Origin of the sequence: Kitasatospora sp. NPDC057936 (assembly GCF_042887525.1) — a bacterium.
Lineage (GTDB): Bacteria > Actinomycetota > Actinomycetes > Streptomycetales > Streptomycetaceae > Kitasatospora.
In genome coordinates this window covers 105,699-126,367 of record NZ_JBHVPD010000003.1, presented here as the reverse complement: position 1 = coordinate 126,367, position 20,669 = coordinate 105,699, and the positions used below count along the sequence as shown (strand labels likewise).

General features: G+C 73.3%; 19 protein-coding genes and 1 tRNA gene. 14 read left to right on the top strand and 6 right to left on the bottom strand.

The window, feature by feature from the left end; all coding sequences use genetic code 11:
• Positions 1-2: 2 nt before the first annotated feature.
• The 10 genes from ACFVU9_RS02805 (at position 3) to ACFVU9_RS02760 (ending at position 8,581) form a co-directional block, all read left to right on the top strand.
• Positions 3-2,285 (top strand): hypothetical protein, encoded by a 2,283-nt coding sequence (locus ACFVU9_RS02805; protein ID WP_387589192.1) that lies wholly within the window; start codon positions 3-5, stop codon positions 2,283-2,285.
• Between the two features lie 87 nt (positions 2,286-2,372).
• Positions 2,373-2,687 carry a hypothetical protein gene (locus ACFVU9_RS02800; protein WP_387589189.1) on the top strand — a complete coding sequence of 105 codons (315 nt, stop codon included), beginning with the start codon at positions 2,373-2,375 and terminating at the stop codon, positions 2,685-2,687.
• Positions 2,688-2,806: 119 nt separating this feature from the next.
• The gene (gene ssb, locus ACFVU9_RS02795; protein ID WP_387589186.1) at positions 2,807-3,301 is read left to right on the top strand and encodes a single-stranded DNA-binding protein; all 495 of its coding nucleotides are present in this window, start codon (positions 2,807-2,809) and stop codon (positions 3,299-3,301) included.
• Positions 3,302-3,413: 112 nt separating this feature from the next.
• Positions 3,414-3,701: a hypothetical protein gene (locus ACFVU9_RS02790; protein ID WP_387589183.1), complete on the top strand. Its 288-nt coding sequence runs from the start codon at positions 3,414-3,416 to the stop codon at positions 3,699-3,701.
• Positions 3,698-4,462: a DNA methylase gene (locus ACFVU9_RS02785; protein WP_387589181.1), complete on the top strand. Its 765-nt coding sequence runs from the start codon at positions 3,698-3,700 to the stop codon at positions 4,460-4,462. The genes ACFVU9_RS02790 and ACFVU9_RS02785 overlap by 4 nt, the downstream gene beginning before the upstream one ends.
• A complete protein-coding gene (locus ACFVU9_RS02780) occupies positions 4,459-4,815 on the top strand; it encodes a hypothetical protein (protein ID WP_387589178.1) in 357 nt (118 codons plus the stop codon). Before ACFVU9_RS02785 ends, ACFVU9_RS02780 begins: the two co-directional genes overlap by 4 nt.
• 54 nt (positions 4,816-4,869) lie before the next feature.
• Positions 4,870-5,742: a bifunctional DNA primase/polymerase gene (locus tag ACFVU9_RS02775; protein WP_387589175.1), complete on the top strand. Its 873-nt coding sequence runs from the start codon at positions 4,870-4,872 to the stop codon at positions 5,740-5,742.
• A gap of 85 nt (positions 5,743-5,827) precedes the next feature.
• Positions 5,828-7,090: a DUF3631 domain-containing protein gene (locus ACFVU9_RS02770; RefSeq protein ID WP_387589172.1), complete on the top strand. Its 1,263-nt coding sequence runs from the start codon at positions 5,828-5,830 to the stop codon at positions 7,088-7,090.
• Positions 7,091-7,247: 157 nt separating this feature from the next.
• On the top strand, positions 7,248-7,439 hold the full coding sequence (locus tag ACFVU9_RS02765) for a helix-turn-helix domain-containing protein (RefSeq protein ID WP_387589169.1): 192 nt from the start codon (positions 7,248-7,250) through the stop codon (positions 7,437-7,439).
• On the top strand, positions 7,439-8,581 hold the full coding sequence (locus ACFVU9_RS02760) for a tyrosine-type recombinase/integrase (RefSeq protein WP_387589166.1): 1,143 nt from the start codon (positions 7,439-7,441) through the stop codon (positions 8,579-8,581). Before ACFVU9_RS02765 ends, ACFVU9_RS02760 begins: the two co-directional genes overlap by 1 nt.
• Positions 8,582-8,649: 68 nt before the next feature.
• Here ACFVU9_RS02760 and ACFVU9_RS02755 read toward each other — a convergent pair.
• Positions 8,650-8,724, bottom strand: a tRNA-Val gene (locus ACFVU9_RS02755).
• 162 nt (positions 8,725-8,886) lie between these two features.
• On the opposite strand from ACFVU9_RS02755, the gene ACFVU9_RS02750 reads away from it, so the two are divergent.
• A complete protein-coding gene (locus ACFVU9_RS02750) occupies positions 8,887-10,239 on the top strand; it encodes a hypothetical protein (RefSeq protein ID WP_387589164.1) in 1,353 nt (450 codons plus the stop codon).
• Between the two features lie 123 nt (positions 10,240-10,362).
• Positions 10,363-10,581: a zinc ribbon domain-containing protein gene (locus ACFVU9_RS02745; protein ID WP_380439336.1), complete on the top strand. Its 219-nt coding sequence runs from the start codon at positions 10,363-10,365 to the stop codon at positions 10,579-10,581.
• Positions 10,582-10,672: 91 nt separating this feature from the next.
• On the opposite strand, the gene ACFVU9_RS02740 is transcribed toward ACFVU9_RS02745, so the two are convergent.
• The 3 genes from ACFVU9_RS02740 to ACFVU9_RS02730 all read right to left on the bottom strand — a co-directional run bounded on the left by ACFVU9_RS02740 (position 10,673) and on the right by ACFVU9_RS02730 (position 15,367).
• Complete coding sequence (locus ACFVU9_RS02740; RefSeq protein WP_387589161.1) at positions 10,673-11,509, bottom strand: HAD family hydrolase; 837 nt, start codon at positions 11,507-11,509, stop codon at positions 10,673-10,675.
• Positions 11,509-14,100 (bottom strand): phosphoribosyltransferase, encoded by a 2,592-nt coding sequence (locus ACFVU9_RS02735; protein WP_387589158.1) that lies wholly within the window; start codon positions 14,098-14,100, stop codon positions 11,509-11,511. The genes ACFVU9_RS02740 and ACFVU9_RS02735 overlap by 1 nt, the downstream gene beginning before the upstream one ends.
• Positions 14,101-14,164: 64 nt before the next feature.
• Positions 14,165-15,367, bottom strand: coding sequence for an HpcH/HpaI aldolase/citrate lyase family protein (locus ACFVU9_RS02730; RefSeq protein WP_387589155.1), 1,203 nt, complete (start codon positions 15,365-15,367; stop codon positions 14,165-14,167).
• A gap of 393 nt (positions 15,368-15,760) precedes the next feature.
• Between ACFVU9_RS02730 and ACFVU9_RS02725 the strand changes: the two genes are divergently transcribed.
• Positions 15,761-16,945: a TerD family protein gene (locus tag ACFVU9_RS02725; protein ID WP_387589153.1), complete on the top strand. Its 1,185-nt coding sequence runs from the start codon at positions 15,761-15,763 to the stop codon at positions 16,943-16,945.
• Between the two features lie 152 nt (positions 16,946-17,097).
• Here the strand turns inward: ACFVU9_RS02725 and ACFVU9_RS02720 are convergent, their stop codons facing one another.
• Positions 17,098-17,838: a Tellurium resistance gene (locus tag ACFVU9_RS02720; protein WP_380439442.1), complete on the bottom strand. Its 741-nt coding sequence runs from the start codon at positions 17,836-17,838 to the stop codon at positions 17,098-17,100.
• A gap of 379 nt (positions 17,839-18,217) precedes the next feature.
• Here ACFVU9_RS02720 and ACFVU9_RS02715 point away from each other — a divergent pair, with 379 nt between their 5' ends.
• Positions 18,218-19,423: a DUF2637 domain-containing protein gene (locus tag ACFVU9_RS02715; RefSeq protein ID WP_380500224.1), complete on the top strand. Its 1,206-nt coding sequence runs from the start codon at positions 18,218-18,220 to the stop codon at positions 19,421-19,423.
• Positions 19,424-19,522: 99 nt separating this feature from the next.
• On the opposite strand, the gene ACFVU9_RS02710 is transcribed toward ACFVU9_RS02715, so the two are convergent.
• Positions 19,523-20,623: a DUF475 domain-containing protein gene (locus ACFVU9_RS02710; RefSeq protein ID WP_380439323.1), complete on the bottom strand. Its 1,101-nt coding sequence runs from the start codon at positions 20,621-20,623 to the stop codon at positions 19,523-19,525.
• Between the last annotated feature and the right edge of the window lie 46 nt (positions 20,624-20,669).

Here is a 20,669-nt window from a genome sequence, read left to right as displayed (position 1 = left end):
CAATGACCACACCCGAAACCGCCCCCGCCGCAGCCCCGGTGGCGAAGGCCTCGCGCGAGAAGGCGTTCGCCGCCTGCGAGGTCGCCGCCCCGCTGGTGACCGCCGCCGTGATGCCGTTCCTCGACCCGCAGGCCGCCACCACCGTCTCCACCTTCCTGGCCGCGCCCGCGCTGGTCGCCGGCGCGAACTTCGCCGGCCTGCTGTCCGACCGGGTGTTGGACGACGTTCCGGGCGGGGACATCCTGCGGGCCCACCGCCGCCCGTTCTTCCTGTCCACGGTCGCGACCGCGACCGCCGCCGCGACCGCGACCCTCCAGGGCCTCCCGGGGATCGACGCCCTGCTCGCCGGGTGGATGACCGTGCCATCCCTCGCGGGTCTGGTGTCGGTCGCCTGGTGGGGTACCACCGGCTTCGTCGCCTTTGCCCTGCGCAGGGTCCTCGGCACCAGCCGCCCGGCCCCCGCCGCCCCCGCCGGGCAGGCGGACGGGCCCGCGCCGGAGACCCCGGTGGACAAGGTGCTGCTGCGCTGGCACGCCTTCATCTCCGGCGAGTTCGGTGCCTGCCCTGGCCAGCACCTCACGCTGCACGCGCACGGGCCCGCCGCGTGGGAGGGCGTCATCGAGGCCGAGCCCGGCCGGCAGGTCACCGTCAGCGCCTCCACCGTCTCCGGCGTCTACCGCATCCCCGCTGCGTGGATCACGATCACGCCCGGCCCGCACGACAGTGCCAAGCGCATCCTCGTGCGCTTGGTCGCCCCCGCCGAGCAGGACGGGCCGCAGTACGGCGAGCTGGAGGCCCAGTGGCTCCGACGCGTCGCCCGCAAGGGCGGCTGCATGCCCGGAACCCACCTCGAAGGCGCCGTAAACGACCCCGCCACCGGCGGCGTCGCCGCGTGGATCGTGGCGGACGAGGACACCGACGCCATCGCCGTGCCCGACCTCTACACGATCGCCGGCGCCCTGCGGACCACGCCGCTGCTGGTGTCGGTCGAGCGCACCGACGACCCGCGCCGGGCCATCCTGCGCAAGATGGACCGTTCCCCGCTGGAGGACGGCCGGCCCCTGCCCGATGCCGAGACCCTGCGCGCGAACAGGAACGGGTTCGTGCAGATCGGCACCGGCGTCTCGGGCAAGCCGAGCCGGATCCAGCTCTACGACGCCGAACTCGGTGCCCGTCACGTCGTGGTCGTCGGCGTCACCGGCTCCGGCAAGGGCGGCGTCCTGCAGATCCTCGGTCTGAGCTACCACGTCAACGGCGTGGCGATCATCTACGCCGACCCCAAGGGCAGCAGCAACCCGGACGTCGAGGACATGGCCGCCTACGCCGGCTGCGGACCCGACGGCGCCATGGGGGCCCTGCGCGTGGCCTACGCGATCTTCTGCCACCGGGTCGCCGAGTCGCGCGAGATGCGGGCCAAGAACTTCGAGCCCACCCCCGAACGGCCCTACGTCGTCACGATCCTCGACGAGATGGCCCAACTCCTCGGCGACAAGAGCCCCTACCAGGCCGAAGCCGCGTGGATCATCGCCGTCCTCGCCTCCCAGGGCCGCTCCCTCGGCATGCCCGTGGTGCTGTGCGGACAGATCCTCAACCTCGACCAGATGGGCTCCAACACCTCGATCCGGGACAACGTCTTCTACGGCGGCGCGCTGGTCCTCCTGCGCTCCGACAGCGCCCAGAAGAGCCGCGTGGACCTGCCCCCGACGTTCAACGGCATCGACCCCTCCCAGATCCCCGCCTACTGGAAGACCGGCACCGACAGCCTCATCTACGACCCGACCGTCCCCGAGAACGACCCCCGCCGCACCTTCGGCGTCGGCTACGTCGCCGGACCCGACGACCGCGCCGAAATGATGCGCGCCTGGCACCTCCCCACCGCCGCCGGCCTCTTCAACCCCGCCGACATCGCCACCCCCCGGGACTTCCCCGCCTGGGACAACCGCGACGCCATCGCCGCCGCCCCCGTCGGCCCCGCCGCCGAAGAAGCCACCGGCGCCAAGGGCGGCGACGGGTTCCGGGAGACGTGGACCATCTCCGAGACCGCCATCCCCCTGACCAAGGAACCCACCGCCCAAGAGAAGATCCTCGGCGCCCTCGACGAATGCCGCGAACCCCTGGGCCTGGAGGTCATGTACCTCCACCTCGACCAGATCGCCGGCATGACCGGCGTCACCCGCAAGACCGTCGAGAACACCCTCAGCCGCATGGCCAAGGACGGCACCGTCGTCCGCAACCCCGACGCCCCCGGCGAATACGGCCTGCCCCTCCCCGACGCCGCGGCGTAGACGCCGCCATCGGCGGACCTACCGGCCTCCGACCAGCCGCGCCGTCGCAGCCCACACCAGTCACCCCGGACGTCTGAAAGGTCGCCCATGGACGACGACTTCGACCTGTACGACTGCATCGACTACCCGACCCGCGAGGAGGAGAAGGCGGCAGAGATCGCCCTCGACGTCGCCGACGAGCGGCGCCGCATCGAGGAGGAACAGGCCAACCCCCGCCCCGGCCACACCGAGACGTGCGAAGGCTGCCACGGCACCGGCAGCGGCTACGAGGACGAAGTCTGGGACGACTACTCGTGGGATGTCGTCACCGTCCACCACGAGCACTGCCCGGAGTGCGGCAGTTGCGGCTACTACGACTGCGACGGCGCCTGTGAGTTCGCCCAGGACGCCGACCAGCACTGAACCCGGCCCGCCCGGCCGGCCGTGCCACCCGGACCACCGCCGCAGCCAGCGGCGGGGCCCGGGTGGTGCGGGGGACGGGCAGACCCGCTCCCGACACCACCGATGCCCTGGGAGGCACCGTGTCCGTGGGAGAGACCCCGATCACCGTCGTCGGCAACCTCACCGACGACCCCAAGCTCCAGTTCACCGCACAGGGCGTGGCCATGGCGCGCTTCACCATCGCCTCCACCCCTCGCGCCTACGACAAGGCCAGCGGGCAGTGGAAGGATGGCACCGCGCTGTTCCTGCGCGCCACCGCCTGGCGCGAGATGGCCGAGCACATCACCGAGTCCCTGACCAGGGGCATGCGCGTGGTCGTCACCGGCCGCCTGGTGCAGCACAACTGGCAGACGGAGCAGGGCGAGAACCGCTCCATGCTCGGCCTCGACGTCGACGAGGTCGGTCCCAGCCTGCGCTTCGCCATCGCCAAGGTCACCAAGGCCCAGCGCAACGGCGGCGCCCCGGCCGCACGGCCGGCCGACCAGTGGTCCACCGACGCCCCCGCCCCGGTCCCCGTCGCCACGGGTGGATGGGGCGGAGCCCCGGCCGACGGCCCCACCGAGCCGCCGTTCTAGCCGAACCGCGCCCCGAGCAGCACAAACCCCGCAGCAACCGTCGAATCCTGGCAGAGAAGCCGGCCGCTGCGGGGCCCATCCGACCCCTCATCAGAGATCAGAGGACCCCAGTATGTCCGGAAACACCGCCGATCCGCAGCCGCGCTGCGAGGCCGCCCACCTCGGCGACGAAAGCCCCTGCGAGGGCCCGCGCGACGCCGTGACCGTCCTCGACCGCCACGGCGACTCCGCCCAGGCCTGCGTCCACCACGGCACGCGCCTGTACGCCAGCCTCATCGACCCGCGCGTCCACCCCGGCACCGTCCCCGGCGCGGCCATCGACGTCTACAACCGCGCCCAGACCACCTCCGCGTTCGCCTGGCTCGACCACCACCAGCCCGAGAACGGAGGCGGCCGGTGACCGCCCTCGCCCTCGCGCTCGGCGCCCGTCCGGCCGCCGAGTGGCTGCCCCCGCGGCCGTGGAACGGCCTGACCGTGCTCGACGCCTACTGCAACATCGGCGGCGCTGGCATGGGCTTCTGGCTGGCCGGGTTCGACGTCGTCGGCGCCGACATCCTCGACCAGCCCCGCTACCCCTTCCCGTTCCTGCGCGCCGACGCGGTCGAGACCATCAGCGCCCTCGGCCGACGGTTCGACCTGATCAGCGCCGGACCGCCCTGCCAGTACGACTGCACCCTGACGGCGGGCACCAACGCCCACCGCCGCGACCGGTACGCGGACCTGCTCGAACCCACCCGCGACGCGGCGGAGTCCACCGGCCGCCCCTACGTCATCGAGCAGCCCCCCGGCCGCGCCTCCAAGCGCATGAGGATCGACCTCACGCTGTGCGGCGAGATGTTCGGCCTCAGGGTGCTCAGGCATCGCAACTTCGAGGCCGGCGGCGGACTCCGGCTCGACCAGCCCGCGCACATCCCGCACCGCGGCCTGACCATCGGCTACCGACACGGCCGCTACATCAGTCCCGACGAGGGCCGGTACTTCCAGGTCTACGGCAACGGCGGCGGCAAGGGCAGCGTCCCCGAGTGGCAGCAGGCCATGGGCATCCACTGGACCACCGACCGCCGGGAGATCGCCGAGGCCATCCCCCCGGCCTACACGGAGCTGATCGGCCAGCAGTCCACCGCCCGGATCTGCGCCGCGGCCGAGGCGGTCGCGGCATGACCGGCCGCACGCCGCCGCTCGGCGACAACGGCGGCCTGTGGCAGGCCGTGATGGCCGCTGCCGCGGGCCGCTGCCAGTGCCGCGGTACCTGCGGCACCAGCCACGCCAAGGACGGCGGTCGATGCAAGACCGTCCACGGCGGCTACGGCCCCCGTCACGGCACCGGCCCCGTCCGCCTGCTCGCCGCCGCGGCCGACCCGGCCGACCTGCTCCTGCCTGCGCACAAGGCCGCCGCTCTGCCGAAGACAGCGCTCGCCGCGTGGTGCCCGGCCTGCCACGACGCCACCCGCCGCAAGGCCGTCAAGGCCCGGCAGGCCGCCGCCCCGGCCGTCGAGCCGGACTCCCTGTTCTGACTCAGCCCTCCCGGGGCAGCGCTGCTGCCCCGGGCCCCGTTCCCGGAGGGAAGCATGAGCAGCACCCACCTCCAACTCGCCCTCTTCCTCGCCCGGTTCGGTCTGCCGGTCCTGCCGCTGCGCGAGGGCAAGCTCCCGATCGGCAACTGCCCGACCTGCAAGGACAATGCGTGCGGCGGCCGACCGAACATGAAGTCCCACGGCCCGTGCCGGTGCCCGGCCCCGTGCCACGCCTGGGCCGCCGCCACCACCGACCCCGCCGTCCTGACCAGCCCCGCCTGGGCCCCGGCCTGGCGCGAAGCCCAGGCGGTGGCCTACCACCCCGGCGGCGCCGGGCTCACCGTCCTCGACCTCGACAACGCCCACGCCGTCGCCTGGGCCCGCGCGACCATGCCCGCCACGCTCACCGTGCCCACCACCCGCGGCGAGCACTGGATCTACCGGGGCGTCATGACCTCGGCCAACGCCGTCCGGCCCGGCGTCGACATCAAGTCCAGTGCGGCGTACGCCCGCTGGCTCGGCGAAGGCACCGGGACCATGGCCCCGCTCCCCGAATCCGTGCGGGCCCTGGCCCGGAAGGAAGAGGCCACCCTCGCGCGGATCGGCGGCGGGGTGGCCTCTTCTTCCGCCACCGCCTGGGCCCGGAGCGTGGACAGCGGATGCCGCCACACCGACCGCTACCGCCACACCGGCCTGCAACGCGGCCTCGCCAAGGTCCGCGAGCACGAGGAGAGCGGCGCCGGCTCGCAGGCCTTCGGCGTCGCCCGCTTCCTCGCCGCCCAGCACAACCGGTGCCCCGGCCCCTGCGGCCTGGACACCCTCGCCCGGCGCATCATCGACGCCGCCGTCGCCGTCGGTGTCCCCCACGACTACGCCACCCGCGCCGTCACCAACGGCTTCACCGCCGCCGGCGCCCACCCGATCTGACCCGTCCGAGCACACCGAAGCGGGCCGCCCTCTCGCCAAAGACCGCGGCCCGCTCCCTTCCAGCCCACAGACCGGAGACCCCAGCATGACCGATCCCACCCCGCCCGTCACCACCACCGAGGACGGCGCCGCCCTGCTCGACGCCGTCGAGGCCCACCGCCGCCGCTTCAACGTCTTCCCCTCCGAGTCCGCCTACGTCGCCGTGACCCTGTGGGACGCCCACGCCCACCTCATGGACGCCTTCGAGGCCACCCCCCGCCTCGCCTTCCTCTCCCCCGAGCCCGGCAGCGGCAAGACCCGCGCGCTGGAGATCACGGAGACCCTGGTTCCCCGGCCGCTGACCACGGTCGACATCAGCCCGTCCGCGCTGTTCCGCTCCGTCTGCGACGAACAGGCCCGGCCCACCGTGCTCTTCGACGAGGTCGACACCGTCTTCGGCGCCGCAGCCAGCGGCAACGAGGACCTGCGCGGCCTCATCAACGCCGGATACCGCCGCACCGGCGGCGTCATCCGCAGCGTCCGCGACGGCGACAGCCACGTCGTCCAGAAGTTCCCCGTCTACGCCGCACTCGTCCTCGCCGGCCTCGGCGACCTGCCCGACACCATCATGAGCCGCTCCATCGTCATCCGGATGCGCCGCCGCGCCCCCAACGAGACCGTCGAACACTACCGGCAGCGCATCAACGAAGCCGAAGGCCACGCCCTGCGCGACCGCCTCGCCGCGTGGGCCGACACCGTCCGCGAACAGCTCACCGGCGCGTGGCCCGAGATGCCCGAGGGCGTCACCGACCGGCCCGCCGACGTCTGGGAACCCCTGCTCGCCGTCGCCGACGCCGCCGGCGGGCACTGGCCCGAGCGCGCCCGTACCGCCTGCCTCGAACTCGTCAACGCCGCCAAGGACACCGACAAGGGCTCCGTCGGCGTGCGCCTGCTCGCCGACCTGCGCGACGTCTTCGCCGGCGCCGAGCGGCTCACCAGCGCCACCATCATCGAACGCCTCACCGGCATGGACGACGCCCCGTGGGCCGACCTCGACGGCCGCCCGCTCAACACCCGCTCCCTCTCCCGCATGCTCGGCGACTACGTCACCGCCACCAACCAGCCCATCCGCCCCCGCAACATCAAGATCGGGACCGCCGTCGCCAAGGGCTACTACGCCACCGACCTCGCCGACGCCTGGACGCGCTACTGCGCCCCCATCCCCGAAACCCCCGCTACCAGCGCTACTCCCGCTACCGCCCAGGTCAGGGCCCTTTTCCCGGTAGCGGGAGAGGTAGCGGTAGCGGTAGCGGCTACCGACCCGGCCCCCGCCACCGAAACCGCCGCCGACCTCAGCACCGTCGGCTGACCCGCCCTATCCGCTACCGCTACCACATCCGCTACCCCGGCACCTGCTCTGACCTGCGCGGTAGCGGGGTAGCGGCGGTAGCGGCACCCCAGGACACAAAGGGGCGGAGCCACCCGGCTCCGCCCCTTCTGCTGCTTCGAACCCCGGGAGCCACCCAATGGCCACCGCCATCCCCGAAGCCCTGACCGTGCCCGAGGTCATGGCCGCACTCCGGATGAGCCGCAGCAAGGTCTACGACCTCATCCGCGCCAAGACGCTCGTCAGCTTCACCGAAGGCCGCTGCCGACGGATCGCCGTCGACAGCCTCGCCGACTACATCCGCACCAAGACCGAGGAGAACCGTCCCTGATGGCCCGAAAGAACCCGAACGGCGCCGGCAGCATCTGGCAGCGCAAGGACGGCCGTTACGAGGGGCGCGTGTACGTGCCGCAGCCGGACGGCACCCGCAAGCGCAAGACTGTCTACGGCGACACCTGGGACGAGTGCGACGCCAAACGCCAGGAGTTGGTGAAGCGCGCCCGGGACGGCGTACCCACCCCGACGCGCTCGCAGAAGCTCTCGGAGTGGCTCCCCTACTGGCTGGAGGAGTTCATCCGGCCGCAGCGGAAGAAAACGACGTACGCCAAGTACGAGACCCACGTGCGGCGTTACTTGGTCCCGCACATCGGGACCAAGCGCCTGGAATCGCTGAGCGTCCCCGACGTGCGCCGCCTCGTCAGCGCCGTGGCGCGGGAGACATCCGCTGCCACGGCGAAGGAGTCGCACCGCGTGTTGCGCACGGCTCTGACGGCGGCCTGCCGCGAGGAACTGATCACCCGAAACGTGGCCACCCTGGTCCCGGCCCCGCGCGTGGAGGTACGCGAGATGAAGACGTGGACGCTGGACGAGACGATCACCTTCCTGGAAGCGGCGCGCCCGGACCCGCTGTACACCGCGTTCGTACTGGCCATCACGCTCGGCCTCCGGCGCGGCGAGATCCTGGGTCTGCGCTGGAGCGACATCGACCTGGACGGCCGCAAGCTCACCGTTCGAACCCAGCTTCAGCGGGTGCAGAAAGAGCTGTACGCCGACAGCACGAAGAACCGCCGGACGCGGGCGATCCCGCTGCCGGCGATGTGCATCGCTCCACTGCGCTGGCGACGGTTCCAGCAGACGAAGCAGCGGGAGGACGCCGGCCGGGAGTGGGAGGACACCGGGTACGTGTTCACCACGCGAACCGGTCGGCCGGTCGAGCCCCGGAACCTCAGCCGGTCCTTCGAGCGGGTCGGAGCTGACGCCGGTCTGCCGCGCATCCGCCTGCACGACACGCGGCACGGCTGCGCGACGATCCTGTTCGCGGCCGGCGTCGCGCCGCGGGTGGTGATGGAGATCCTCGGGCACTCGCAGATCGCCGTCACCATGAACGTCTACACGCACGTGTCGGAGGAGACCCGGCGGGAGGCTCTCGGCCACATGGACCGCTTGCTCAAGAGGCGCCGCAAGACCGACTGATATTAGTGGTTGCCGTCAATCAGTGCAGTCAAAAGGCCCGCAGCATGATCGCTGCGGGCCTTTTGTGCTGGTGGGCGCGGACGGTTTCGAACCGCCGACATCTGCTTTGTAAGAGCAGCGCTCTACCACTGAGCTACGCGCCCCCCGTCGCGGCCCGGTGGGGGCACGACGACTGCCTAGGGTACCTGGTCGTCGGGGGTGGTGTGGTGCGGGTGGGCGGGGAGTGGGGTGGGTGGGGGTGCCGGTGGGGTGGGGTGATCGGGGACAATGGCGGGCGGATCAGCGGTCGGAGCAGGGAGCGCGCAGTGTCGGTGGGACGGCGTCGGGCGGGGAGCGGGCTGGCCGAGGCGCTGGTGCTGCCGGTGGTGCTGGCCGGCGCGCTGGGCGCGGTCGGGCTGGCGTCGGCCGGCGGTGGCGGCGGCTGGTGGGGGCGGCGCGGTGGCGACGGCGTGCGGGCGGACGCCCGCGCGGCGCGGGACGCCGCGCAGGAGGCGTTCTACGAGCTGGACTCGACGCAGCGCGAGGTGCAGCTGGCGGTGGAGACCGTCCGGGCCGCCGGGAACGCCGCGACCTCGCAGCGAACGCAGGCGGACTTCGACGCGATCTCCGGCCGGGTCGACCAGGTCACCGTGAACTACCTGGCCGCGCTGGACGCGTACGACCTGGACGACGAGACGCTGGACGCCGGCGCGGCGGCCCGGGCCCGGCGCGTCCTGGAGGACGTGCGGGGCCAGCTGGGCTCCGCGCGGGCCGAGCTGAACGACTTCCTGCAGCGTCTCCAGCCGGTGCTCCAGCACGCCGAGCAGCAGTTGATGCGGGTCACCCCGGCGGTCGAGCAGGCGAAGCGCGCGCTGCTCGCGGCGAGCAACGCGCTGGACGCCGCACGCGCCGCGGGCCTGCGGGCGGACGACCTGGCGGCCCGGCTGGCCGAGCTGGCACCGGAACTGGGCCGGCTGAACGAGGGCGCCGCCCGGCACGGCGTGGCGGCGACGCTGCAGCGGGCGGAGACCGTCGCGCAGCAGGCGGGGGCGATCACGGCCGACGCCGTGCAGCTGCCCGAGCGCGCGCGGGAGATCGACCGCCGGCTGTCCAGCCTGCGGACCCGTGTCCAGGCGCTGGAGACCAAGGCCGAGACGGTCGGGCCCGCGCTGAGCGAGCTGCGCCGCCGGTTCAGCACGGCCTGCTGGCAGGACCTGCAGCGGGTGCCGGAGCAGGTGGCGGAGGCCGGCCGGTCGGCGGAGGGGAAGCTGGCGGAGGCGGCGCGGGCGCGCGACGAGCAGCGCTGGGCGGACGCGACCGGCGCGATCGGTACGGTGCGCGCCCTGCTGGACACCGCGGACGGCTCGGTCGCCGCGGTCAACGAGCGGCTGCGGCAGCTGAACGAGGTGCAGCACGACCCGAGCCGGGAGGTCGAGCGGGCCCGCTTCGCCGTCCGGGACGCGCAGCGGCTCGCGATGGCCGGCCGGCACGCGCCGGACCCGCGGCACGCCGCGCCGCTGGACGAGGCGGTCGCGCGGATCGACCGGGCGCTCGCGACGCTGGAGGAGGGCGGCCGGCACCCGGACTACTGGCTCTTCCTGACCGAACTGGCGGCGGCCCGGGACACCGCGGCCCGGGTGATCGAGCTGATCCGCGGCGACCTCGGCTCCCATCGCTGATCCGCGGCGACCAGGGATCACGCCGCCGAGCCGCGGCGGCCTCGGATCCACCGCTGAGCCGCGGCGGCCTCGGATCGCACCGCCGAGCCACCCGACCGGCCCGCTCGTCGGTACCCTGCGGGTATGCCACGCTACGACTTCCGCTGCCGCTCCTGCGGCGCCACGTTCGAACTGCGCCGCACGATGGCGCAGGCCAACGACCCCGCCGTCTGCCCGCAGGGCCACGAGGACACCGTGAAGCTGCTGTCCGCCGTCGCCGTCACGGGCGGCGCCGGCAGCAGCGCACCGCAGTCCGCCCCCTCCGGCGGGGGCGGCTGCTGCGGCGGGGGTTGCTGCGGCTGAACACCCCGCCGGACACCCCGCCGGACACCCCGCCGAACAGCCCGCCGGACATCCCGCCGAACAGCCCGCCGAACGCCCCACTGAGCGCCCCCTAAAGAGCTCCCCGCACCCCCGCCAGGAACCGACGGACGATCTCCTCCCCCGCCGCCACCCCCGTCTCCGCCAGGGCGGTGACGCCGGGGGCCGTCCAGCCGCGGTCGGCGAGTTCGCCGTGCCCGGGGCGCCAGGCGGCGTCGGCGGCGAGCAGCAGGTCGGCGTCGAGCAGGGAGTCCCCGGCGGCGAGGACGGTGCCGGCGCCGGTGCGCCGGACCACCTCGGCCAGGGCGGCGCTCTTCGTCAGCCCCGCCGGGACGGCGTACACCTTGCGTCCCTGGAGCGAGACGGTCCAGCCGCGTTCGGCGCACCAGCCGGCCAGGTCGTCGAGCCAGCCCGCCGGCATCCGCGCCCGCTCGACGACGCAGTAGACGAACGACCCGTCGGCGACGCGCCGCCGGTGGACCCACTCCTGGTCGGCCCCCAGCGCCAGGCGGTCGACGACCTCGGCGAGCGGCGCCGAGGCGGCGGCGACCCGGCCGGTGATCTCCGCCCGCCAGTCGCCGTCCGGCACGCCGTCGACGAGCAGTTGCCCGCCGTTGGCGCAGATCGCGTACCCGGGGGTCCAACCCTGCTGCGGGCCCGGCAGGTTGACCCGTTCGTACTGCTCGACGGTCCGGGTGGTCGCCGGGACGAACCAGGCCTCCCGGGCGAGTTCGGCGAGCAGCGCCGCGGCCCGTTCGGTGACGAATGAGTGCGCCCTGCCCTCGTACACCTCGACCGACAGCAGCCGCGGGGCGTGCCGGTCGGGGGCGGTCAGGGCGAGGGCCTGGTTCGAGTAGACGAGGGTGCGGTCGAGGTCGCTGACGACCAGCGAGGAGAGTCGGGCGTGCATCAGGCCTCCCCCACAACGGCCGTACCGGAAGCCCCGGTTGCTCCCCGACTGTAGCGCGGGTGGATGAGGCCGACGCACGTGTACGGCAAGTCGTCGACCTCCTCCACCGGTACCCCGCGCTGCGCGGCGAGCAGCCGCACGTGGTCGAGGTCGGCGCCGGCGCCGCGCCGGGCGAGCACCCGCCAGGGGACGCGGCGCAGCAGCACCCGGGTGGTCTCGCCGACGCCGGGCTTGACGAGGTTCACGCTGCCGATGCCGTACTCCGCGGCGATCCGCTCGACGGCGGCCCAGCCGGCCCAGTCGGGCGTGCGGTCGGGGTCGGTGGCGAGCCGGCCGGCGGCGAGCGCGACCTCGTCCCGGACGGCCGCGAAGTGGCCGGCCACGGTGTCGAGGAAGGCGGCGGAGACGTCCCCGTCGGCCAGCTCGGTGTAGTGCTTGGCGCCGTGGAAGTCGTCCGGGCCGATCAGGTCGCCGCGCAGGACGGTGCGCGAAACCAGCCCGGACACCGTGGAGTTGAGGCAGGCGGAGGGGATCAGGAAGTCGTCCCGGGTGCCGTAGGTGCGCACGCAGCGGCCGGGGTCGGCGAGCACGGCGAGGCCGGGGTCGAAGGAGGTGCCGGCCAGGGCGGCGGCGAGTTCGCGGGTGATCGCGCCCTTGCCCGTCCAGCCGTCGACGAACACGACGCCGGAGGCGTGGTGGTGGGCCGCGAGGTAGCGCAGCGCGACGGGGTCGAGGCCGCGGCCGCGGACGATCGAGACGGCGTAGTGCGGCGCGTCGAACCCGTGCGCGAAGGCGAGCCAGCGGCGCACCAGGATGCCGACGGGCGTCCCGGCCCGCGCCAGCGACGCGAGCACCAGACCCCGGCCGCGCTCGCGCAGCAGCGTCTCGGCGACGGTACCGACGGCGACGGCCATGCGGCGGGCGGAGGCGCGCAGCGCCTGGTGGTACAGCTCCTGGTACTCGGGGCTCGGCCGGTACTCGACCGGGAGCGACTCTGCGTAGTGAGCACCGCCGTGCTGGACGGCCTCCTCGCGCTCCTCGGTGGGGGCTTCGAGCGGGACGCCGGAGAGGTCCTTGAGCAGCCAGGCGACTTCGTCGGGGCGGTAGGAGGAGAACCCCGGCCCCCTCAACGGCTGCGGGAAGGCCAACGGCTGCGGGAACGCCAGCGGCTCCGGGAAGGCCAGCGGCTCCGGGAAGGCCGACGGCTCCGGGAACGGGAGTGACGGATGCACGGGAGCCTCCGGTCGATACGACGGCAGCACCGCGAGCACCACCCGGTCGGCGACCTGCCGCAGCTGCGTGAGCAGCGCGCGCTCGCCCTCGGCCAGCGCGGCCGTGTCGGCGACGTCGTCGACGACCAGCACGACGGCGTCGAAGCGGCGGTCGGGGTCGGCGCCCGGGGCGACGTTGTAGGCGTAGCGCTCGCGCGGGGCGTCGTCCTGCGGGTCGTCGTGGGCGGGGAAGGCGAGGCGGGTGCGGATGGCGTAGCCGGGGTCGTCGACGGCGAGGACGGGCGAGCGGGTCGTGGTCGAGTACCGCACGCGATCCCCTCCCAGCCGGTCGGCGAGGGCACCGGCCAGCCGCAGCGGCGCGTACATCAGCTCCTCGAAGCCCAACACCAGGATCCGGTCAGGGAGTTCGCCGACGAGACCGCCACCACCACCGTCACCGTCACCGTCCCCGAGACCACCACCGAGACTGCCCCCGAGACCACCACCGAGGGCGTCGGCCAGCCGCCCGGCCAGGCGGGGCAGGGCGGCGTCGAGGCGGGCGCGGTCCGCGGGGGTGAAGCCGTGCCGCCCGCCGTCCGGGAGGGCGGTCGGCCAGTCGAGGGGGACGCGGACGAGCGGGGCGGGCGCGGCGGCGGGCGGGAGTTCAGGCGCCGGACCGACGTCGGCTATCAGGCGTTCGGCGCGGTCGAGTATGTCCCCGGGCAGCCGGACGGCGCCGCTGGCGGTGGCCACCAGGTCCAGGCGGACGCCGAGTTCGGCGGCGAAGTCGGCGAGCCGGCGGCGGTCCGCCTCGGTGCGCAGGTCGACCAGCGCGACGAGGACGTAGTGGGAGCGCGGATGGCGCGCGTGCAGTTCGCGGATGGTGTTGAGGACGGTCGTGCCGGTCGAGAGCTCGTCGTCGACGAGCACCAGGGGACCGTCACCGGCGAGGAATCGGGGGTCGGCCGGGAGCAGCAGGTGCGCGGTCGCGTGCGAGTGCTCCTCCGCGAAGCCGCCGAGCGGTCGCACGCCGGGCACGGGGCGCCGGGTGGAGTGGAGGCAGGGCGCGTCGAGCCCGTCGGCGACGCTGTGGCCGAGCGCCGTCGCGGTCTCCGCGTACCCGAGGACGACGGCGCGTGCGGCAGCCTCGGCGCCGAGCAGCGCGCGGACCCGCAGGCCGAGGTCGAGTCCGGCGCCGTGGACGACGGAGGGGCGCTGCGGCACGTGCTTGCCGAGCACGGTGGAGACCAGCAGGTGGGCGCGTTTGCGGTTCTCGCGGAGGGCGAGGCCGACGAGGTCGGGGAGGTGGTCGGAGCCGACCAGGCCGACCCCGGCCCGCTCGGCGACCCAACGGCCGGTCCACGTTCGCTGTGCTGTCACTGCGGTCCCGCTTCCACTGGTACGACTGGTACGACGGCATGTTCTTCGCGAGTCCACGAGGCGCTCACCCGTCCAAGGTGCTCACCAGCAACTCCGCGAAGCCCACGTCCTCCCGCGCCACGCCGAACACCTCGGCGCGCAGCAGCACCCGCTCCGCCCAGGTCCGGTGCGGCCGGGCCTCGTTCATCTTGTTGGTGTACGCCGAACGCAGCACCCCGCCGCCGCCGCGCTCCTGCCGGAGGACGTCCTGGGCGTCGCAGTACTCCTCGTGCGTGACGACGGAGAGCGCGTGCACCGCGGGCACGTGGCTGGGGTGGATGCAGGTCTTGCCCAACAGTCCGTTGGCGCGGTCGAGTTGGATCTCCCGGATCAGCCCGTCCAGGTCGTGCTCGATGATCCGCCGCCGGACCCCCTCGCCCGCGCCGGACCCCTGGCGCGGGCCGGACGTGAACGACGTGAACGGGGTGCGCCGCAACTGCGGGCGGAACATCCGCTCCTGGTGCGGGAAGTACTCCCAGACCGGGCCCGTGATCGTGTGCCCGGTGCCGTCCGCCCGCCCGAGGACGTTGACGACGTCGCCGATCACCCCGGCCACCAGCGCGACGTCGTACGCGGTGAGGTCGGGCGAGCGCCGCAGGCCGTACGCGGAGCAGAGGTCGGTGACGCCGAGACGGACGGCGAGCACGCGGTCGCGGTGCTCGGCGAGGAGGCGGGCGATGCCGAACAGCTGGGTGCGCCGGGTCTCCAGGTGGGCCAGCTCGGGCGACTCCAGGACGGGCATCGCGAACAGCCGCCGCCCGCAGGCGTGCTCGGCCTCGGCGAGCGCGGCCAGGTACGCACCGCCGGCGTGCTCGGTGAACTTGGGCAGGACGAAGCCGCTGAGCAGTCCGACGGCGGCGCCGAGCCGCCGGGTGAGATCGACGATCTGGGAGGGGGTGCGAACTCTGATGAAGAGGAGGGGATGGGACTGTGCGCAGTCGGTGAAATCCCTGACCAGGTCACCCAACTGCTCGACGAGGTTGCGTTCCCCCGCGTCCACCTCGTGGTCGGCGATGGCGTCCTCCAGGCAGAGGACCATCGAGACCACCCCCCGAGCAGCCTGTTTGCGGATGTCGGCGGCCAGGGCGGGCCGCGTCGCGGGGCTGTAGAGGGTCCCGCCGAGGGCGGTGGCGAGCAGCGCCGGGTCGCCGTCGGCGGAGAACGGCCGGGGCGGTTCGAGGAAGAGCCGGCCGCGTACGTCGTCGGCGAGGTGGCCGAAATGGCGCAAGGTGCTCTCCTCAGGGGTTTCGACGCCCGCCGGCACGTTTCCGGGGTGCGAAGCGGCGCGCGGCGGCGCGGGACGACACGAGAGTTAACCGGTCCGCCCGTCGCGGTGGTTCCCGATCACCCGTCCGTGTGCACCGCCGGTACCGTCCCGTCCGGGGCGCCCGGTGCGCCCGGCCGTCGGACGCACCGCGCGCCGGGGGGCGACTTCCGGCCGAAGACGACCGGTCCCGCACCCTGCTCCGCACGGCCACCGGAAGGCTATCGTCCACTTGACCCGGCCCAGATCGCACCAGGGAGCGGGCGGCCAAACGCAAGGCTTGGCAAAATCCGGCGCGATCCCGGCTGCTTCGGTCACGTTGTCCGAAGGGGTGGCGAACAGGCAGGATGGTCGGCTATGACGCACGTGATGGCCAAGGGCGCCAACATCGCACTGCCGGCGGCGGCGGTCCGCGCCGTGCTGCGCTGGAGCGCCACGCCCGGTGCGCCGGACGTGGACGCGTCCGCGCTGCTGCTCGGCACCGACGGCAGGGTCCGTTCGGATGCCGACTTCGTCTTCTACAACCAGCCGCGGCACCCCTCCGGCCTGGTGCGCCACCTGCCCAAGCAGCGGACCCCGGACGGCACCGAGATCACCGACACCGTCGAGGTCGAACTCGCCAAGCTGACCGCCGACGTCGACCGGGTGGTGCTGGCGGGCTCCTCCGAGGGCGGCGCCTTCGGCACGGTGACCGGGCTGCGCGTGCTGCTCTTCGACGCCTCGACCGGCGAGAGCGGGCCCCCGATCGCCGAGTTCGCGATCACCGACGCCGACACCGTCACCGCGCTGGTCGTGGGCGAGCTGTACCGGCGCTCGGGCACCTGGAAGTTCCGGGCGGTCGGCCAGGGCTACAGCGCCGGGCTGATCGGGCTGGCGACCGACTTCGGCATCACCGTCGACGACGAGGCCGAGCAGGCGGTCCAGCAGGCCGCCGCCGCACCGGCCGGCCCGCCGCCCGCCGCCGGCCACGCCGTCGACCCGCGCAGCACCCCGCTGCCGACGTCCGGCCCGGCGGCCGCCCGGCCCGAGCCCGGCACCTTCACGCTGGCCCCGGCCGTCCCGGCATCCGCCGCCGCGGCCACCCCGCCCCCACCCGCCACGGCACCGACGGCCGGCCCCGCCGCGCCCCCGCCGCCGCCGGCGAACCCGCCCACGATGACCCCGCCGCCCGGCTCGCCGGCGCCGAACACACCCCCGCCGATGCCACCCACGCACCCCGCCCCGCAGCCCGGCACCGGTTACGGCTACCCGCCGCCCCCGCAGCCCGGCACGGGATACGGCTACCCGCCGCCGCCCGGACACGCCTCCCAGCAGCAGCCCGCCCAGGGCTACGGCTACCCGCCGCCCCAGCCCGGCACCGGGTACGGCTACCCGCCGCAGGCACCGGTCCCGCACCAGCAGCACCCCGGCGGCTACGGCTACCCGCCCCAGGCCCAGCCGCCCCGGCAACCCCAGCCGCCGGCCGCGCCGACGACCCAGAACCAGCCCCCGGCCGAGGAGTTCGCGCTGCCCCCGCAGGGCCCGCAGTTCCAGCCCCGCTGAGCGAAACCCCGCCGAGCGAAACCCGCACAGCGAAGCCCGCACAGCAAAGCCCCGCCGAGCGAACCCCCACCCAGCGAAGCCCGCACAACGAAGCCCCGCCGAGCCCGCAGAATGCCCGGCGGGGCCGTCACGGCCGTCACGGCCGCCCCCGCTCAGTCGCCCTGGTTCTTGTACCCGCGCTGCCACTGCATCCCGAACCCGTACAGCCGGTCGATGTCCGCCTGGAACCCGTTGACGTACCGCACCTCGCGGCGCACCGTCAGCTGGTTGTCCCCCGCGTTCTCGATCAGCACCACCGCGCAGGACCGCGCCGCCCGGGTCCGCTCCTCCAGCTTGATCTCGATCCGCGGCCCGGTCTGCGGCACGATCGTCACCACCGCGTGGGACTGCTCGAAGGCCGGGGTCCCGTCGTAGATGTAGACGAAGATGAGCAGCCGCTTGAACTTGTCCTTCTTCTCCAGGTTCACGTACATCGTCTCGCCCGACGGCGCCCCGTACTGGTCGTCGCCGCTGAGCTTGATGTACGGCGGGTCCCGCAGGTCGCCGAAGAAGTTGCCGAGCGGCTGCACCACGCCCCGGGTGCCGTCGGTGAGTTCGTACATGCACGCCAGGTCGAGGTCGACGTTGACCTGTTCGTTCACCTGGGACGCCGGCTCCACCGGGCTGAAGATGCGCGGGCTGAAGAAGCGCTTGAGCGTCTCCCGCCCGCTGGGGCGGCCGGCGCTGGAGCGCATGGTCCAGTGCAGGTTGACGTAGAGGTAGCCGGTGGTGGCCGCGGCGCCGGTGATCGCGTGCTGCGGGGCCGACTTGGTGAGGGTGACCTTGTGCTGGCCGCCCGGGTTGTCGAAGGTGTAGCTCCGGTCGCCGCGCAGGTACTCCCAGATCGAGACCATCCAGTCCTCCCCCTGCTCCCGCCAGGCGATCTGACGGTGCGCCGCTCCATGATCGGGCATCGGCCCGGCCGTCGGATACCCCGACCTCCTCCTCCCCTACCCGATCCGGCCGCCCCGCGTTCACCGAAGTCCGCGGAAGGGCCGATTGGCGGGAGGAAGCCGCCCTCCCGTAACATGCCGCCCCTTCGGACGCGATATCGTCTAGCCGCACAGGTGTCCCGTCCGCCCCTGCGCGGGCGCGGTGGGCACACCGTGCGGCGACGAACGAGACGGACGGCCCGTCAGGCCCGGTCCGTAAGACCGGACCTGACCGCCCGTACCGCTCAGCCCCGCTCGCCCGTGAAACTGTCCCCTGCGGAAACCCGAGGCCCGACCCGCAATGAACCTGACCTCCATACAGCTGGTCTGGACCGTCGTCGGCGGCGCAGCCCTGCTGTTCGTCGCCATCCTCATGGCGACGCTGCGATTCAAGAACGCGAAGAAGGACGAGTCCGGCGACTCGTGGGAGCGCAGCGAGGAGCGGCGCCGCCGCAAGGAGATGATCTACGGGATCTCCTCCTACACGCTGCTGTTCTGCTGCGCCGGCGTCGCGGCCGCGCTGTCCTTCCACGGCCTGGTGGGCTTCGGCAAGGAGAACCTGGGCCTGTCGAACGGCTGGGAGTACCTCGTCCCGTTCGGCCTGGACGGCGCCGCGATGTTCTGCTCGGTGCTCGCCGTCCGCGAGGCCAGCCACGGTGACGCGGCGCTCGGCTCGCGCCTGCTGGTCTGGGTCTTCGCGATCGCCTCGGCCTGGTTCAACTGGGTGCACGCGCCGCGCGGCCTCGGTCACGCCGGCGCCCCGCAGTTCTTCTCCGGCATGTCGATCTCGGCGGCCATCCTGTTCGACCGGGCGCTGAAGCAGACCCGCAAGGCCGCGCTGCGCGAGCAGGGCCTGGTGCCGCGCCCGCTGCCGCAGATCCGGATCGTGCGCTGGCTGCGCGCCCCGCGCGAGACGTACGCGGCGTGGTCCCTGATGCTGCTGGAGAACGTCCGCAGCCTGGACGAGGCGGTCGAGGAGGTGCGCGAGGAGCGCCAGGCGAAGCAGGACGCCAAGGTGCGCGCCCGCACCGCCGACCGCCGCGAGCGGGCCGAGCTGAAGGCGCTCTCCCGGCGCCAGGGCGGCGTGCTGTCGCGGACCCGCGGCGGCCGCAACCTGCCCGCGCTCACGGCGGCCGGCGACGGCCCGACCGCTACGGAGCCTGCCCTAGCCGCCGGGTCGGACACCGCCTCCCCCGCCTCCACGGGCTCCCTGTTCGAGCCCTCCTCGCGCAGCGCCCTGGACTCCGGCCGCACCCCGCGTGCCGCCGTCGGCTCGTCCTCCTACTCGTCGCCGACGACCTACTCGTCGTCGTCCTCGTCCTACTCGTCCTCGTCGTCCTCCTCCGCGTACTCGTCCTCGTCCTCCTCGTCGTCCGCCCTCGACGCGTCGGGCTCCGCCCGCCGCAGCTCGGCGATCGACCTCACGGCCGACGACGACACGCTGTCGATGCCGAAGCTGGACTCCCTGGAGCGCAAGCTGCGCGCCATCGAGCAGCAGCTGGGCTGAGCCGAGCTGGGCTAAGCACCCGCGCACGACACGCGAAACGGCCGCCCCCGGATTCCCGGGAGGCGGCCGTTTTCGCGTACAACGGGCGGAGCGGACGGGCTACTTGTCCGCGCCCACCAGCTCGTTCTCCTCGCCCGCACCGTCGCCCTCGCGCCGGTTGCGCAGGATCGACGAGCCGAGCGCGAGCCCGATGAAGGCGACACCGATCAGGCCGGTGACGATCTCCGGGATGTGGAACCTGATGCCGACCAGCAGGATGCCGGCCAGCGCGCCGATCGCGTAGTGCGCGCCGTGCTCCAGGTAGACGTAGTCGTCCAGGGTGCCCTTGCGGACCAGGAAGACGGTCAGCGAGCGGATGTACATCGCGCCGATGCCGAGGCCCAGCGTGATCATGAAGATGTCGTTGGAGATGGCGAACGCGCCGACCACGCCGTCGAAGGAGAACGAGGCGTCCAGGACCTCCAGGTAGAGGAAGAGGAAGAACGCGGCCTTGCCGCCCACCTGGATCAGCGACTTGCCCGCCTTCTCGTCCTCCTCCTCGCGCTCGGCCTCGGCCTCCAGGCCCGACTCGAAGATCGACGAGAGTCCGCCGACCACGAGGTAGGTGATGAGGCCGAGGACGCCGGCGAGCAGGACGGTCTCGGCGTGCTCGGCCGCGAAGAAGCGGGCCGAGAGCACGAGCGCGACCAGCGCGACGACCGAGGACAGGGCGTCCAGCTTGCCGACCTTCTCCAGCGGGCGCTCGATCCAGGACAGCCAGTTGTGCTCCTTCTCCTCGAACACGAAGTCCAGGAAGATCATGAGCAGGAAGACGCCGCCGAAGGCCGCGATGGCCGGGTTGGCCGCCGCCAGGTACTGGCCGTAGGTGAGGCCGTCGTGCGTCTTGTCGGAGTGCAGCGCGAGGTCGACGACCGTCGCGGGGTTGAGCTTCGCGGTGAGGCCGACGACCAGCAGCGGGAAGACCAGGCGCATGCCGAAGACGGCGATCAGGACGCCGACGGTCAGGAAGATCTTCTGCCAGTACGGGTTCATCCGCTTCAACACGGTGGCGTTGACCACCGCGTTGTCGAACGACAGGGAGATCTCCAGGATCGAGAGGATCAGCACGATGCCGAACCCCTTGGCCCCCCAGAAGAGACCGGCCGCGGCCAGGCCGACGGCGGTGATCGCGAACGACCAGCCGAAAGTGCGGAGGAACACGGGACTTGGTTACCTTTCGGGATGTTTCGGGCGTGCCCAGGTGCGG